Annotated in this window: 18 protein-coding genes and 1 pseudogene; 6 read left to right on the top strand and 13 right to left on the bottom strand. The window is 60.1% G+C overall.

What is annotated here, in order from left to right; translation table 11 throughout:
* Positions 1 to 25 precede the first annotated feature (25 nt).
* From KX729_RS34375 to KX729_RS04640, 3 genes are read left to right on the top strand one after another with little or no spacing between them, the layout of a single operon-like run.
* The gene (locus tag KX729_RS34375; RefSeq protein WP_219741281.1) at positions 26 to 514 is read left to right on the top strand and encodes an acyltransferase; all 489 of its coding nucleotides are present in this window, start codon (positions 26 to 28) and stop codon (positions 512 to 514) included.
* Positions 511 to 1,314: an NAD-dependent epimerase/dehydratase family protein gene (locus KX729_RS04645; protein ID WP_219741280.1), complete on the top strand. Its 804-nt coding sequence runs from the start codon at positions 511 to 513 to the stop codon at positions 1,312 to 1,314. The genes KX729_RS34375 and KX729_RS04645 overlap by 4 nt, the downstream gene beginning before the upstream one ends.
* 54 nt (positions 1,315 to 1,368) lie before the next feature.
* Complete coding sequence (locus tag KX729_RS04640) at positions 1,369 to 2,148, top strand: cephalosporin hydroxylase family protein (RefSeq protein WP_219741279.1); 780 nt, start codon at positions 1,369 to 1,371, stop codon at positions 2,146 to 2,148.
* A gap of 111 nt (positions 2,149 to 2,259) precedes the next feature.
* Here the strand turns inward: KX729_RS04640 and KX729_RS04635 are convergent, their stop codons facing one another.
* The 13 genes and pseudogenes from KX729_RS04635 to KX729_RS04575 all read right to left on the bottom strand — a co-directional run bounded on the left by KX729_RS04635 (position 2,260) and on the right by KX729_RS04575 (position 11,317).
* Complete coding sequence (locus tag KX729_RS04635) at positions 2,260 to 2,787, bottom strand: flagellar basal body-associated FliL family protein (RefSeq protein WP_219741278.1); 528 nt, start codon at positions 2,785 to 2,787, stop codon at positions 2,260 to 2,262.
* Positions 2,788 to 2,828: 41 nt separating this feature from the next.
* A complete protein-coding gene (flgH, locus tag KX729_RS04630) occupies positions 2,829 to 3,548 on the bottom strand; it encodes a flagellar basal body L-ring protein FlgH (RefSeq protein WP_219741277.1) in 720 nt (239 codons plus the stop codon).
* Positions 3,545 to 4,108: a MotE family protein gene (locus KX729_RS04625; RefSeq protein WP_219741276.1), complete on the bottom strand. Its 564-nt coding sequence runs from the start codon at positions 4,106 to 4,108 to the stop codon at positions 3,545 to 3,547. Before KX729_RS04625 ends, flgH begins: the two co-directional genes overlap by 4 nt.
* Positions 4,105 to 5,142, bottom strand: a pseudogene (locus tag KX729_RS04620) (flagellar basal body P-ring protein FlgI); the annotation flags it as partial. The pseudogene KX729_RS04620 and the gene KX729_RS04625, both read right to left, overlap by 4 nt.
* A 125-nt stretch (positions 5,143 to 5,267) precedes the next feature.
* On the bottom strand, positions 5,268 to 5,765 hold the full coding sequence (gene flgA / locus KX729_RS04615; protein ID WP_219741274.1) for a flagellar basal body P-ring formation chaperone FlgA: 498 nt from the start codon (positions 5,763 to 5,765) through the stop codon (positions 5,268 to 5,270).
* 21 nt (positions 5,766 to 5,786) lie between these two features.
* Positions 5,787 to 6,575 (bottom strand): flagellar basal-body rod protein FlgG, encoded by a 789-nt coding sequence (gene flgG, locus KX729_RS04610; protein ID WP_219741273.1) that lies wholly within the window; start codon positions 6,573 to 6,575, stop codon positions 5,787 to 5,789.
* A gap of 21 nt (positions 6,576 to 6,596) precedes the next feature.
* Positions 6,597 to 6,935 carry a flagellar hook-basal body complex protein FliE gene (fliE, locus tag KX729_RS04605; RefSeq protein WP_219741272.1) on the bottom strand — a complete coding sequence of 113 codons (339 nt, stop codon included), beginning with the start codon at positions 6,933 to 6,935 and terminating at the stop codon, positions 6,597 to 6,599.
* Positions 6,935 to 7,354 (bottom strand): flagellar basal body rod protein FlgC, encoded by a 420-nt coding sequence (gene flgC, locus KX729_RS04600; protein ID WP_219741271.1) that lies wholly within the window; start codon positions 7,352 to 7,354, stop codon positions 6,935 to 6,937. Before flgC ends, fliE begins: the two co-directional genes overlap by 1 nt.
* Before the next feature lie 4 nt (positions 7,355 to 7,358).
* A complete protein-coding gene (gene flgB, locus KX729_RS04595) occupies positions 7,359 to 7,748 on the bottom strand; it encodes a flagellar basal body rod protein FlgB (RefSeq protein WP_219741270.1) in 390 nt (129 codons plus the stop codon).
* Positions 7,749 to 7,801: 53 nt separating this feature from the next.
* On the bottom strand, positions 7,802 to 8,371 hold the full coding sequence (locus tag KX729_RS04590; RefSeq protein WP_219741269.1) for a flagellar protein: 570 nt from the start codon (positions 8,369 to 8,371) through the stop codon (positions 7,802 to 7,804).
* A 7-nt stretch (positions 8,372 to 8,378) separates the two neighbouring features.
* Positions 8,379 to 9,776 carry a flagellar protein export ATPase FliI gene (gene fliI, locus KX729_RS04585; protein ID WP_219741268.1) on the bottom strand — a complete coding sequence of 466 codons (1,398 nt, stop codon included), beginning with the start codon at positions 9,774 to 9,776 and terminating at the stop codon, positions 8,379 to 8,381.
* Between the two features lie 22 nt (positions 9,777 to 9,798).
* On the bottom strand, positions 9,799 to 10,536 hold the full coding sequence (gene flgF, locus KX729_RS04580; RefSeq protein ID WP_219741267.1) for a flagellar basal-body rod protein FlgF: 738 nt from the start codon (positions 10,534 to 10,536) through the stop codon (positions 9,799 to 9,801).
* A gap of 1 nt (position 10,537) precedes the next feature.
* The gene (locus tag KX729_RS04575) at positions 10,538 to 11,317 is read right to left on the bottom strand and encodes a DUF1217 domain-containing protein (protein WP_219741266.1); all 780 of its coding nucleotides are present in this window, start codon (positions 11,315 to 11,317) and stop codon (positions 10,538 to 10,540) included.
* Positions 11,318 to 11,496: 179 nt separating this feature from the next.
* Here KX729_RS04575 and motA point away from each other — a divergent pair, with 179 nt between their 5' ends.
* From motA to fliN, 3 genes are all read left to right on the top strand, one after another.
* On the top strand, positions 11,497 to 12,366 hold the full coding sequence (gene motA / locus KX729_RS04570; protein WP_219741265.1) for a flagellar motor stator protein MotA: 870 nt from the start codon (positions 11,497 to 11,499) through the stop codon (positions 12,364 to 12,366).
* Positions 12,366 to 13,334 (top strand): FliM/FliN family flagellar motor switch protein, encoded by a 969-nt coding sequence (locus KX729_RS04565; protein ID WP_219741264.1) that lies wholly within the window; start codon positions 12,366 to 12,368, stop codon positions 13,332 to 13,334. The genes motA and KX729_RS04565 overlap by 1 nt, the downstream gene beginning before the upstream one ends.
* A 75-nt stretch (positions 13,335 to 13,409) precedes the next feature.
* Complete coding sequence (gene fliN / locus KX729_RS04560; RefSeq protein WP_219741263.1) at positions 13,410 to 13,979, top strand: flagellar motor switch protein FliN; 570 nt, start codon at positions 13,410 to 13,412, stop codon at positions 13,977 to 13,979.
* The last annotated feature ends 17 nt before the right edge of the window (positions 13,980 to 13,996 follow it).

Genomic DNA, 13,996 nt, shown 5'->3' with positions numbered 1-13,996 from the left:
CGTTCAGCATTCAAAGGTGAAGGCCGTGATCGATATCCACCCGTCAGCCCGAGTAAGCCCGCTCGCCGACATCGAGGATTCGACCCGCGGCACGAAGATCGTCGTCGGCGAAAACAGCGTCATCGACAGTTTCGTGAAGATCAAGCCGGTGGGCGGCAGCGGCGATCTCACCCTTGGCAGCTTCTGCTACATCAACAGCGGCTGCGTTCTTTATACCGGCAACGGCATTACCTTCGGCAGTCATGTCCTGGTCGCCGCGAACTGCACGTTCGCGCCGGTCAACCATGCGTTCAAGGACAAGAGCAAACTGATTCGCCAGCAGGGTTTTCTTGAAAGCCGTGGCGGCATCATCATCGAGGACGACGTCTGGATCGGCGCGAATTGCGTTATCCTCGACGGCGCGCATCTGCGCCAGGGTTGCGTCATCGCAGCCGGATCGATTGTGCGTGGCGAAGTCGCCGCCTATTCGATCGTCGGCAGCAATCCGCTCAAAACGCTGGGGCATCGCGAATGAAATTCACGGTCTTCGGCGCATCGGGATTTATCGGGGCGTATCTCGTCACGCATCTCCGGTCGCTCGGCCACGAGGTCGATGCCATGACGCGTTCAACTTTTTTTGATCAGCGCGGCGATCTCGGTCACTGCATCTACGCAATCGGACTGACAGCGGATTTTCGCACACGCCCGTTTGACACGATCGAAGCACATGTCTCGGTCGCGGCGAACCTGTTGCGTGATTCGGATTTTGATTCGTTCCTCTATCTTTCCTCTACCCGCGTTTATGCCAATAGCGGCGAGGCGCATGAGGAGACCACGCTTTCGGCACGGCCTTCCAATCCGTCGGATCTCTACAATCTCTCCAAGCTGACAGGCGAATCGATCTGCCTTTCGTCGGGGCGGAAGAATGTGAGGATCGCCAGGCTCTCCAACGTCATCGGCCCGGACGAAGCCGAATCTGACACATTCGTCGGAGAATTGTGCCGCGAGGCGCAACGCGGCCATATTCAGCTCAGAAGCGATCCGGCTTCAGCCAAGGACTATATCTGGATCGGCGACGTCGCCGACCTGCTGACCCGGATCGCACTCGACGGCGGCCAAGCAATATATAATGTGGCGAGTGGGACCGATCTTCCCCACCAAGCGTGGGTATCCGGCATCGCCAGGATTACCGGCTGTTCGGTGGCAGTGGACGCTAATGCGCCCGTCATCGGCTTCCCGCGGATCGCGACGGAGAGGATCGTGGACGAATTCGGGTTTACGCCCTCGCCCGTTCTCAATTTCCTGCCGACGATCCTCGATCGCCAACCAGCCTAGTCGCCATACAGCCTAACCGAATCAGCAAGCTTTCGACAAAGAGGTACCTCAGCCATGAACCCGATCGAACAATTCAACCAGGAGCGCAAAGCCACCAGCGACGGTTATGCGCAGGATGCGGAATTCCAGGCACTGAGCTCAGCCTGGCGCGAAATGTCGATGGCCAAGCGGTATGTCTATAACTTCGACTGGCTCGGCCGCCCGATCATTCAGTATCCGCAGGATATCCAGGCGATGCAGGAACTCGTCTGGGCCACCAAGCCGGACCTGATCATCGAGGCCGGCATCGCGCATGGCGGTTCGCTGATTCTCAGCGCCTCCCTGCTCGCACTCCTCGACATGTGCGACGCGATCGAGGCCGGCACAACGATCGACCCAGCCAAGTCGAACCGCAAGGTGATCGGCCTCGATATCGATATTCGCGCCCATAATCGCGAAGCGATCGAAAGCCACCCGATGGCAAGCCGCATCCAGATGTTCGAAGGCTCCTCGATCTCCAAGGAGGTCATCGACGCCGTGCACGCGGCCGCCGCTCCTTACAAGCGCGTCATGGTCTGCCTCGATTCCATGCATACGCACGATCACGTGCTGGCCGAGTTGGAGGCCTACGCTCCCCTCGTCACTCCCGGCTGCTATTGCGCCGTGTTCGATACATTCGTCGAAGACCTGCCGAAGGATTTCTTCCTGGACCGTCCATGGAATCCGGGCGACAACCCGAAGACCGCCGTATTCGAATATCTGAAGAAGCATCCGGAATTCGAGATCGACAAGTCGGTCGAGAACAAGCTCCTCGTCACTGTCGCTCCGGACGGCTTCCTGAAGCGCACTCGCTGATTCGTTTGTTTGCCGCCGGCATTGAAAGATGCCGGCGGTTACAGAAAATGAGCACAAAAAAGCGGCCCGGAATTCCGGGCCGCTTTTTTTGTGTCTGCACTGGAATGATGCTTATTCGATCACGAAAGAGCGGAACATCACCTTGGCGACTTTGCCCTGGGAACGAAGATCGATGCGCTCTTCCAGGTCGTCCTTCAGATATTGAAAGCCGCGCGGGCCCTCGATCTGCTGCAGGGAGACGGTGCGCATATAGGCAAGAATGTCCTGATGGATATTCTCCGCCATGGTCAGTTCCGGCGGCCCCTTGAAGGCAAGCGCCACTTCCAGCCGGATCCAGTTTGTGGACGGATAGGCAAGATTGGTGGTGACAGGCTCCAGAAGGATCACGCCATTAGCCGCGGTGGAAATGTGGGGAAGCCCCTCTTCCTTCTTGCCGCCGCCGTGCTCTCCGCCTGCTGCGGCAGCCGCTTCTTCATGCTTCACAGCCGCAGCCGGATCCTTCGGGGCGATCATGCCGCCCAGAACCCAGCCGCCGCCGGCGCCGACCAGCGTGACGATGGCAACGGCGGCGATCACCATGACCGAGCCGCCCTTTTTCTTTCCACCGCCGTCTTCGGCCGATTTTGCGTCTTCCGCCATATCTTCAAACCTTCAAATCAAGAGGCCTTCGCGCGGTTTCGTCAGAAGGGCGAGAACATATCCACGACCTGCTGACCGACCGGGGGCTGTTGCACTTCGGTCAGGCGGCCACGGCCACCGTAGGAAATGCGGGCTTCGGCGATCTTGTCATAGGAGATCGTGTTGGCCGAATCGACGTCCTTCGGACGCACGATACCGGCGACGTTCAGGATACGGATCTCGTGGTTGACGCGCACTTCCTGCGAGCCGCTGATCAGGAGGTTGCCGTTTTCCAGGATGCCGGTCACGACGGCCGCGACAAGCAGCTTCAGGCTTTCCGACCGCTTGGTCGTGCCCTTGCCCTGCGAATCGGTGTTCGAATCAGTGCCAAGATCGCCGGTCGTGCCTGCCTCAGGCGTCCAGCCGAACAGGTTCTTCAGCGTCGCGCCCCATTTGAGGCTCGTTGCATTGGTGCGGCTGCGGTCGGTCTGGTTGTCGAAGGACGCCCGGTCGTTGATCTGGATGTTGACCGTTAGAATGTCGCCCACGTTCAGTGCGCGCGCATCCTTGAAAAGAGCCGACTGGGTATCACTCCAAAGCGAATAGCCACTGGCCATACGCTGCGGCTGCTTGGGATAGGATGCCATCTGCGGCGCCTGCGCATATTGCAGACCGCTGCCGATCGGGCTCATCGACGGAGCATTGCCGATTTCCTTGATGGTCTGGCTATTGCAGCCAGCCAGGAAGAGGACAGCCATGATGGCGGAAATGCGTTTCGTCATGAGGGTGCCTTCGGAGTATTGGGAGCAGCAGGTGCTTTGGATGTATTGGGATTGGTCGCGCTGGAGATGATCGTGGAGATCATGCCGGCCTTTTCCGGATTCATTTCACTCAGGAAAAGTGCGGATTGGCGTGCCGGGAGCTGCATGATGATCGCGGCAGCGATTTCCATGCGCATCTCGGCCAGCTGCGGTGCCGCGGCGTCGGGCTTCATCGTCTTGAAAATGTCGACGAGGCCGGCCTGGGCACGGGCCAGGAAGTCGTTGCGGCGCTTCAGCCAGTCCTGATATTCCGCCGTGCGGTTTTCGAGCGTCTTGATACGCTCGTCGACACCCGCCTGCAGCTTTTCAAGCTCCTGCTTCTGCAGGAGATAACGCTGGTCGCGCGCAGCATCGGCGATATTGGTGCAGAACTTCTGAATTTCGTCCGCGGTCGAGTTCTCGGTCACCGCCGGCGGCTGCTGCGCACCGACCTGGCCGACGATCGTCAGAACAGCAGCGGTGGCAAGTACCCGGCGTGCGAGGCGCTTCGAGATGGTAATGGTGAACAGGGTCTCGGTCATTGCAGGACAAGCTCCGCTTGAAGGGCGCCGGCGGACTTGATGCCCTGCAGGATGGCGATGATGCCGTCCGGTTTGACGCCGATGCTGTTGAGGCCGGCGACCAGCGTGCGCAGGTCGGGACCGTTAAGGATGGCAACTTGGCCGCCGTCCTTCAGAGCGAGGATATCTGTATTCGGCTGGACCGCCGTCTCGCCGCGCGAGAAAGGCTCCGGCTGGATGACCGTAGGCGTCTCGGTGACCTGAACGGTCAGCGTGCCATAGCTCACGGCGACGCGGGAAACCTTGACGTCGGCGCCGATGACGATCGTGCCGGTGCGTTCGTTGACGACGACCTTGGCCGGCGTGTCGGTCTCGACCACGAGGTTTTCGATCTCGGCCATCAGGCGGGCAAGATCGGCGCTTTTCGGCTTGGCGACGACCACTTCCTGGCTGTCGCGAGTCTCGGCGATCGGGCCGCCGTAACGGCGTGCCGCGAAGCCGTTGACCACGTCGGCAACGCGCACGGCGGTCGAAAAGTCCGGGTTGCGCAGCTGCAGAACGAGGTTGACCGAATCCTTGAACTTGGACGGCAATTCGCGTTCGATGATCGCACCGTTCGGCACGCGGGCAGCAGTCGTGACGCCTTCGGTCAAGGTGGCTGCCTGACCCTGTGCCTGGAAGCCGGAAACGACGAGTGCGCCCTGTGCCACGGCGTAAATCTGGCCGTCGGCGCCGGAAAGCGACGTCATGATCAGCGTACCGCCGCGCAGCGAGGTCGCATCGCCGAGCGAGCTGACGGTGACGTCGATGCGGCTGCCGGGGCTTGCGAACGGCGGCAGGTTCGCGGTCACCATGACGGCCGCGACGTTCTTGGCGTTCGACTGGCTGCCCTGCGTGGAAATGCCGAGGTTCTGCAGCATGGCGCGCATGGACTGGTCGGTGAACGGCGAGGAGCGCAGGCTGTCGCCCGTGCTCTGCAGGCCGACCACGAGACCGTAGCCGATGAGCTGATTGTCACGTCCTGCCTGAAGCGAAGCGATGTCCTTGATCCGCGCGGCAATCGGCGCGGTCTGGCTGGGTGCCGAGACCTGCAGCGCGACCGGCGGTGCCTGGCCAACTGCAGGTGCTGCGCCGACAAGCGCGGCAAGCAGGGTCAGAGCCGTGAAAAGGCGGCTGTTTCTCATTTCGCCATCACCTTTACGGTCTTGTCGGCCATGACGGTGCCGCTCACGGTCACGCCCGAATCAACGTTGCGAACCTTGACAATGTCGCCGACGGCAGCGTTTTCGAGCGGTGCGCCCTGAGCGGAGATCGTCATCGTACCGATGGAGAAGGTCAGACGCACCGTCTGGCCGCGCGTCACCGCATAGGCTTCGCGTAGCGCCGAGGGCGGAATGGTGCGGCCGGGCAGGAGCGTGCGCTTGGCCACCATGCCGACGACTTCCGCAGACTGACGGGCATATTCGCCGGACAGGTTCGGGTTGGTCACGTCGACTTCCTCGACGGCGCCCGCGCCGATTTCCTCGCCGGGATAGATGGTGCGGGTCGGCACTACGGCGGTGCCCGCTCCGGCGAATACCGGCGTTGCTGCTCCGGCAAGCAAGGCCACGGCGAGCGGCATGGCAAGCGCCATCCTCACTGCCCCGGCGGCAATTGCATTCTTCCGGCGAAACATCATGTCTGCCCGTCTCCTGTGGTGTTACTTCAGGTTCTTGCTGACGATCGTAGCCATCTCATCTGCTGTGGTGATGACCTTGGAATTCATCTCGTAAGCGCGCTGTGCGGAAATCAGATCGGTGATTTCCTTGACGGCATCGACGTTCGAGGTTTCGAGATAACCCTGCTTGAGGTAGCCGAAACCCGGATCTTCCGGCGCGGCAATGATCGGCTCGCCCGAGGCTGCCGTCTGCTGGAAGAGGTTGTCGCCCTTCGGCTGCAGACCTGCTTCGTTGACGAAGTTGGCAACCGTCAGCTGGCCGACTTCGGTGAAATCGGCAGAGTTTCCGACACGCACCATGACCTGGCCGGTGCGGGTGATCTGCGTTTCGCTGGTGTCGGCGGGAAAGGTGATGTTCGGAAGGACGGAATAGCCGTCGATCGTCACCAGCTGGCCCTGGGCGTTCTTGTTGAACGCGCCGGCACGGGTGTACATCGTCTGACCGTCCGGAGTCTGGATCTGGTACCAGCCGCGGCCGACGATCGCCACGTCGAGATCGTTTTCGGTCTTCGTCAGTTCGCCCTGGGTATGAATGTTGCGAACTGCAGACGTCTGCACGCCGAGACCGATATTCGCGCCTTCCGGAACGATTGCCTGGTTGGCGCGGTTCGGCACGCCCTCGGCACGTTCGCTTTGATAAAGAAGGTCGGAAAACTCGGCGCGGGCGCGCTTGTAACCGGTGGTGTTGATGTTCGCGATGTTGTTCGCGATGACTTCGAGATTGGTCTGCTGGGCATCCATGCCCGTTGCCGCGACGGAAAGCGCTCTCATGTCTTCGTCCTCAAAAAACTACTAGATTTGCATCTTTGTGACTTCGAGATAGGCGGAGACGATCTTGTCGCGCAGCGCCATGGCGGTCTGCAGCGACTGCTGCGCCTCGAGAACCGCATCGACCACCTCACGGGTGTTCGCCTTGCCCTGGATCGCCTTGAAGGACATCGCTTCGGCGCCCTTCAGGTTGTTGACCGTGTCGGTGGCCATCTGGCTCATGACCGAGCCGAAATCCATGCCGGTGTTCTGGCCAGGCGTCGCAGCCTGTGCGCCGAGCATCGACTTCGAAGAGGTGGAGCCGATCTCTTCCAGCCCGGAGGGCATGGAGATCGAGGCGACGTTTGCAATCTTTTCAATCATTATTGGCCGGCCTTCAGAAGATCGATCGTCGCGGAGATGAGTTCGCGCGTCTGCTTGATTGTCTGGATGTTGGCGTCGTAGGAGCGGTTGGCTTCACGCATGTCCGCCATCTCGATCAGCATGTTGACGTTTGGCATCTTGACCATGCCCTTGGCGTCGGCTGCCGGATGATCCGGATCGTATTCCTCGACGAACTTCGACTTATCGATGCCGATCTTCTTGACGTTGACCATGTCCGTGCCGCTCGCCCTATCCAGCTCGTTGCCGAACGTGATGATCTTGCGGCTGTAGGGGTCCGAACCGGGCGTGTCGCCGGTGGTGCGGGCGTTGGCGATATTTTCGGAAACGACGCGCAGGCGGGTTGCCTGGGCCTCCATTCCCGATCCAGCGATCTTCAGGGAGGCTGAAAGCGGATCCATTTGCTTACCTCTTAACTGTCATCAGCATCATGCTGTGAAACGATTTCACGAGACCTGTGCTCAATTCGTATTGGCGCTTGATTTCACCCGTCTTCGACAATTCCTGGGAGAGCGAGACGGTATTGCCGGATTCCTGGACGCCGATTTCGTCGTTCAGGGCCGATTCCTTGATGTCGACCTCGTCACTGAGGTCGTTCGAGGCCATGTGGCCTGCATGCGTGCGAGCCATCGCCATATGCTGGGTCTGGTCCAGCACCGCGTTGAAGGGCGTTACGTCCTTCGCCTTGAATTTCGGCGTGTTGGCGTTCGCGATATTGCCGGCAACAACTTCCTGACGCACCGAAAGCCAATCGGCCTGCCGGGATGCGAGTGCGAAAAGTTGAATCTCCTGCATAGGCTTCTCTCCATCTTTTGTCTGAAGCCTAGCGATGTAACCTTGTGTCGGACTTACGGGCGTGCAGCGCCCGCGTCCTGATAAACTGCTCCCGACGAAGTAATGATCACCCAGCGGCCGCTACGCTGCTCGAGCGTGGCAAGTTTACTGTTGTCGGGGAGGATCGAACCCACCCGCACCATGTACATACCGGAACTGTCCTCGATGAGGGCCCGGCCGTTCGCGACATGCAGAAGACGGAAGTTACTCTTTCCGGGGAACGGCTGTTCCTCACGGATGTTGCCGTTCTGCTTGGTTTCTCCGAGCGCGGACGTCGTGGTGGCGGTGGTCAGACCGTCCATCGGATCCATCTTCACCCAGTCGTCCTTGGAACTGTCGGTCATCGCAAGCGGCGAGACGGTGACGACCGGACGGCCGATGCCCGGGGGCAGATCGCGGGTGCGGCCGAAATCCTCGGTGCGAACCCCGAACTTGTCGGCATTGAGGAAGACATACCACGGGAAGAAGGCGGAGGCTGCGGCCAGGGCAACGCCTGTGGCCATCAGCACCTTGTCTCCCAGCCGCGATGCCGCCTCTTCCGCCTGCTGGGCAGAAACGACATCTTCCTTTTTCTGGTCGCTCATCGCGCGATCACCTTCTTGCTATCGCCGATGACGGAGCGCCCTGCCCCGCAGCTGCTCTCAGCGCGTTGGCAAGATCCGCATAGGCATCGATTGCGGGTTTTTCCCCCGGGAGCTGTTTCAGGACCTCGTAAATGACGGGTACCTGCTTGATCGCCATGTCGAGGTCGGGATCGGAACCGGCGCGATAGCCGCCGATGAGGCGCAGGTCGCGGGTTTCTTCGTAGCGATGAATGAGCGACTTCAGGCGCGAGACCAGCTTCTCCTGATCGTCAGTCCAGGCCTTACGCGACAGACGTGAGATCGACGAGAGCGGGTTGATCGGCGGATAGCGCCCCTCGTCCGCCAGAGAGCGGTCGAGCACCAGATGGCCGTCCAGAATACCGCGCGTCGAGTCGGCGATCGGATCGTTGTGGTTGTCGCCATCGACGAGGATGGAGATGATCGCGGTGATCGTGCCGGCACCTTCGACGCCGGGACCGGCGCGCTCGAGAAGCCGCGGCAGTTCGGTGAAGACGGAAGCCGGATAACCGCGCGCGATCGGCGGCTCGCCGGCCGCAACGGCTACTTCGCGGATCGCATGGGCAAAACGGGTGATGCTGTCGGCGATGAAAAGGACGTTGTCGCCCTGATCGCGGAAATGTTCGGCAATGGTGATCGCCACAAGCGGCGCCATCTTGCGCAGCATCGGGCTTTCGTCGGAGGTCGCAACGACGGCGATCGACTTCGACATGTTGTCGCCGAGCGTGTCTTCGATGAATTCGCGCACTTCGCGGCCACGTTCGCCGACCAGCGAGATCACCACCTTGTCGAAGGCATCGGCGCGCGCCAGCATGGACAGAAGCGTCGACTTACCGACACCGGAACCGGCGAAGACGCCGAGACGCTGGCCGAGGCAAAGCGGCGCGAAGATATCGACGGCGCGGACGCCAGTCTTGAAGCCGGTTTCGACGCGGCTGCGGGTCATTGACGGCGGCGCCGTATTGGCGATCGAGCGCGGATTGAAGCCCTTGCTGAGCGGTCCCCGGCCATCGATCGGCTCGCAGAGCGAGTTGATCGTGCGGCCGCACCAGCTATTGTCGGGCGCCACGCGGAAGGCGCCCTTGCGAATGACGGTATCGCCGATACCGATCGGTTCGCCCGGTTCGATCGGGCAGACATAGATGATATCCGGTTCGACGCGGACGACTTCGCCGAGATGAATGCCCGTCGCGCTGCGATGTGCGACGAATTCGCCGAGGCGTACATGCTTGGAAAGGCCGGCCACAGTGTAGTGGCCTGCCGCGATGGTCCTGACATGACCGCCATGGGCAATGGAAAATGCAGGATCGGAATAACGCGCCGCCAGCCCGGCAAGCTGAGCCAGCTTGCCGCCGTTGACTGCGTCGAGGACAGCCGCTTCCGTCATGGTCGGGCTCCTTCCTTAACGGTTAAGCGTTGGACCCGCCCAGCGTCTTGATGGCGCTGTCGAGCGTGGATTCGCTATCCTTCATGAGCGCGGAAATGCTCTCGAAGGCCCGGTTTACCTGGATCAGCTGCGTCATTTCGCTGATGCCGTTGACGTTGGACTGCTCGATGTAGCCTTGGACAACCGAGTTATCCATGCCTTCAAGCACCGGCTGCGGATTGTCGACCGGGATCACGCCTTCGTTTTCGTAGCGGTTGAAGCCCTTGGTAATGTCGGCCGTGAACAGGCCGAGCGTCGCGACCGGCTGGCCGTTCTGGATGATGATACCGTCGGCGCCGACACTTGGCGGACCTGCCTCGCGGTTGAGCTGGATCGGCGAACCGCCCGAATCCAAGACCGGGAAACCGCGGATCGAGCGCAGCTGGCCGGTCTCGTCCATGGTAAAGCGGCCGTCGCGGGTGAGAACCTGGCCGGCAGGCGTGTCGACTGCAAACCAGGCATTGCCCTTGATCGAGAAGTCGAGCGGGTTGCCGGTCTGCTGCAGCTGGCCGGTGCGGGTGTTCAGGTAGTCGTTACCCTGGGTAACGAAGGCGACCTTTGCATTGATATCGTTCTGGGTCTTGCTCAGAACTTCGTCGAACTTGACCTCCGTCGAGCGGAAACCAACCGTGTTCATGTTGGCCATATTGTCGGCGATGGTGTTCAGACGGCGCTCCAGCGCGATCTGAGAGGAGATGCCGACATAAAGTCCGGATTGCATATCATTTGCCTCCGAGTTTCAGATTGTTGATGGAGATCAGGAGATCGGTCGAAATGCCGCCTGACGAGGGATTGTTGAACGGCGTCAACGGATCGAAATTGTCCGATGGATTGTTGATTTCCCACATCGCGGTGAAGCGTTCGAGGAACTTGTTGACCTTGGCCGGATCCTGGAAATCCTCGATCTTGACCTTGTCTTCGATGTACTTCGCCTGGCGATCGACGTCGGCGCCGATGATCTCGTCCGGCAGTGCAAGTGCGGTGCGGACGACTTCGGAAAGCGCGTCGTCGGCGAGGATTTCCATGCCCGATTTGATGGTCGGCGCGGTGCGCTCGAAATAGAGCGCCAGACGGACGCCCATATTGTCTTCGCCGGCATCTTCCTCCAGCGTCTGGCGCTGGAACTTGTCGACGACGCCCTTTTGGGCCTTGTCGAAAGCGGTGGCGCCGGCGCCGAAGGCGGCGAAGTTCAGCGAATCGACCAGCGACTTGTAACGGCTGTCGGTCAGCTTGTTGGCGAAATCTTCCTTGTCGTCAGTGCCTTCGGTCAGCACCTTGCGGATGAAGGCCTTGGCATAGGCCATGTCTTCCAGACCATGAGCCTTCAGCGCGTAATTGTAGAGACGCGTGTCGTTCATGAAATCGTCAACGCTTTTGACGTTGCCGATATTGGCCAGATAATAGTCGGTCTCGCGGGCCACTTCCGGCTTTTCCGCGACGCGTTCCAGCGACTTCGGAAGGTCGCGGGCGATCATTGCATAGCTGGTATAGGTCGTGATCACGGTGGTTCTGCCCAGGTCCAGGAAGCAGACAATCCGCTCCTATCCTGGCGACAACTATGCGCGAAGACTTGTGCGAAGCTGTTCGGGGCTAACCTTTATTAGAGGCCTCACAACCAGCCTCACGCAAGCCAGAGGCCGTATCTCAGCACCAAACCAAAACGATCGGGCAGAGTTACGCGATGAATATTGTTATCGGATTTGTCATCACCGTCGGCTGTATTCTCGGTGGCTTCATGGCCATGGGCGGGCACGTCGACGTTCTCGTCCAGCCGTTCGAGCTGATGATCATCGGTGGCGCCGGTATCGGCAGCTTCATCATGGCAAACCCGATGAAGGTGGTGAAGGATTCCGGCAAGGCGCTCGGCGAGGCCTTCAAGAACGCCGTGCCGAAGGAGCGCAACTATCTCGACATTCTCGGCGTGCTCTATTCGCTGATGCGCGATCTCAGAACGAAGTCGCGTAACGAAATCGAAGCGCATATCGACAATCCGGAAGAATCCTCGATCTTCCAGACGGCTCCGACCGTTCTGAAGAACAAGGAACTGACGGCATTCATCTGCGACTACGTCCGCCTCATCATCATCGGCAATGCCCGCTCCCACGAGATCGAGGCGCTGATGGACGAGGAAATCGACACCATGTTTGCCGACAGGATGAAGCCCTATCATGCGATCACCGCGATGGGCGACTCCTTCCCGGCGATCGGTATCGTCGCGGCCGTTCTCGGCGTTATCAAGGCCATGGGTAAGATCAATGAATCGCCGGAAGTTCTCGGCGGTCTCATCGGTGCAGCTCTCGTCGGCACCATGCTCGGCATCTTCCTGTCCTATTGCCTCTGCAACCCGCTGACGTCCCAGATCAAAATCGTCCGTACCAAGCAGCATCGCCTCTACATCGTCGTCAAGCAGACCCTGCTTGCCTACATGAACGGCTCCGTGCCGCAGGTTGCGCTGGAATACGGACGCAAGACGATTTCCAACAAGGAAAGACCCTCGATCGACTCGGTCGAGCAGGAAATGATGAATCCTGGCGGTGAAAAGGCGGCATGATGGCGACCACACAAGCGACTGCAAACCAAACAACTTCTGCACCCGCGCCGGGAATGGACCTGGCGCTGCTTGCAAAACTTACCGGCGGCCTCGGCGACAAGAAGACCGTCGAGAAGATCAGCAGCGAATTCGCCCAGCTCTACAGCGAATTCCTGCCGGACGTCTTCCACAGCGAAACGGGCATCCGCATCGGCGTTTCCTATGTCAGCTGCACGTCGGGCCTGATGAACGATCTGGTAAGCGATCTCGGCGACGGTTTCGCACTGTCCGACGGTTCGCTGCGCAACTGGAGCCCGAATTTCGTGCTCGGCTGCGGCAACACCTTCGTCATCGCGCTGATGGAGCTGATGCTCGGCGCGGCACCGGAAACCATTCTCCAGCCGATCGAGCGTCCGCTGTCGGACATCGAGATCGATCTGGCTGTCATGGTTTTCGAAAAGATCGCCAGCGTGCTTCGCTCCGGCGTCAACGCACCAGGCGGCTTCGAAGCCAGCCTCGATCGCCCTTATAACGCCGAAGATCGCGCGGCTCCGGACGAATTCGACCGTCCGGAATTCGGCGTTGCGATCCGCATGGCGTTCGAACTCGGCAAGGTAACGTCCGAATTCGCGCTCGTCATTCCGCAGCGCGCCTTCCTCAAGACCAAGGTTGCGGCTCCGAAAGCCAAGGCTCAGGTCTCCAAAGGCCAGCAGGAATTTACCGACCGAATCAACGATCAGGTTCGCCGCTCGCACGTGACGCTCGAAGCGCGTATCCGACTGCAGAAGTTGACGCTCGGCGTGATTTCCAAGCTCTCCAAGGGCGATGTCATCGCGTTCCAGGACCTCAACGACGTGAGGGTTCAGGTCAGCGCAAATGGCAAAGACATGTATTCGTGCGAATTTGGGCGCTCCGGCGAGCGCTATACAGTCCGTGTAAAGGATAACATCAGCACGGACGACGAAATTCTACAGCACCTGATAGGCTAGGACGCTTCTGACTGCCGCTCGGTTTTTGTATCGTGACGGCAGGCTGACGCAAGTTTCAACAGGAATAATGACCGCATGGCTACGAAGAAGACACCCCTTACCGAAGACGACGCACTGATGCCGCTCGGCAATGACGGCGAGCTGGATCAGGCCATCGACGATCTGCGCGGCGTCTTGAAGGCCGACGCCGACGGCGGCGTACCGGGCTTCGATGCGGATTTCGGCGCGACCACGGCTCCGGACTTTCCGGAACCGAGCAGCGACTTCGGCGCACAGGCCGACAGCTTCGGTGGCGGCTCCAGCTTCGGTGGCAATGATTTTGGTGGCAACGATTTCGGCGGGTCATCCTCTTCCGCCACGTCGAGCTACCAGGCACCGGGCAGCGCGCTGAATGCCAACCTCGATCTCATCATGGACATCCCGATTGATGTCGAGATCGTACTGGGCACAAGCCGCATGCAAGTTTCAGGGCTTATGAGCCTTGAGGAAGGCGCGACGATCGCACTCGACAAGAGGATCGGCGAGCCGGTCGAAATCATGGTGAACGGTCGGCGCATCGGCAAGGGCGAGATCACCGTTCTGGAAAACGACGACACGCGATTTGGCGTGCGGCTGACGGAAGTACTGAGCACGAAAAAAGCCTGACCCCGATGATTGGGGCA

It is taken from the genome of Neorhizobium populisoli (assembly GCF_019430945.1).
GTDB classification, from domain to species: Bacteria; Pseudomonadota; Alphaproteobacteria; order Rhizobiales; family Rhizobiaceae; genus Neorhizobium; species Neorhizobium populisoli.
The sequence above is the reverse complement of the archived record's forward strand: the minus strand, read 5'-3'. Positions and strand labels throughout refer to the sequence as shown.

Excerpts from the sequence above, each read along its gene's own strand:
- KX729_RS04645 (WP_219741280.1), top strand. The coding sequence starts at position 511 with ATGAAATTCACGGTCTTCGGCGCATCGGGATTTATCGGGGCGTATCTC.
- KX729_RS04640 (WP_219741279.1), top strand. The coding sequence starts at position 1,369 with ATGAACCCGATCGAACAATTCAACCAGGAGCGCAAAGCCACCAGCGAC.
- KX729_RS04635 (WP_219741278.1), bottom strand. The coding sequence starts at position 2,787 with ATGGCGGAAGACGCAAAATCGGCCGAAGACGGCGGTGGAAAGAAAAAG.
- flgH (WP_219741277.1), bottom strand. The coding sequence starts at position 3,548 with ATGACGAAACGCATTTCCGCCATCATGGCTGTCCTCTTCCTGGCTGGC.
- KX729_RS04625 (WP_219741276.1), bottom strand. The coding sequence starts at position 4,108 with ATGACCGAGACCCTGTTCACCATTACCATCTCGAAGCGCCTCGCACGC.
- flgA (WP_219741274.1), bottom strand. The coding sequence starts at position 5,765 with ATGATGTTTCGCCGGAAGAATGCAATTGCCGCCGGGGCAGTGAGGATG.
- flgG (WP_219741273.1), bottom strand. The coding sequence starts at position 6,575 with ATGAGAGCGCTTTCCGTCGCGGCAACGGGCATGGATGCCCAGCAGACC.
- fliE (WP_219741272.1), bottom strand. The coding sequence starts at position 6,935 with ATGATTGAAAAGATTGCAAACGTCGCCTCGATCTCCATGCCCTCCGGG.
- flgC (WP_219741271.1), bottom strand. The coding sequence starts at position 7,354 with ATGGATCCGCTTTCAGCCTCCCTGAAGATCGCTGGATCGGGAATGGAG.
- flgB (WP_219741270.1), bottom strand. The coding sequence starts at position 7,748 with ATGCAGGAGATTCAACTTTTCGCACTCGCATCCCGGCAGGCCGATTGG.
- KX729_RS04590 (WP_219741269.1), bottom strand. The coding sequence starts at position 8,371 with ATGAGCGACCAGAAAAAGGAAGATGTCGTTTCTGCCCAGCAGGCGGAA.
- fliI (WP_219741268.1), bottom strand. The coding sequence starts at position 9,776 with ATGACGGAAGCGGCTGTCCTCGACGCAGTCAACGGCGGCAAGCTGGCT.
- flgF (WP_219741267.1), bottom strand. The coding sequence starts at position 10,536 with ATGCAATCCGGACTTTATGTCGGCATCTCCTCTCAGATCGCGCTGGAG.
- motA (WP_219741265.1), top strand. The coding sequence starts at position 11,497 with ATGAATATTGTTATCGGATTTGTCATCACCGTCGGCTGTATTCTCGGT.
- KX729_RS04565 (WP_219741264.1), top strand. The coding sequence starts at position 12,366 with ATGGCGACCACACAAGCGACTGCAAACCAAACAACTTCTGCACCCGCG.
- fliN (WP_219741263.1), top strand. The coding sequence starts at position 13,410 with ATGGCTACGAAGAAGACACCCCTTACCGAAGACGACGCACTGATGCCG.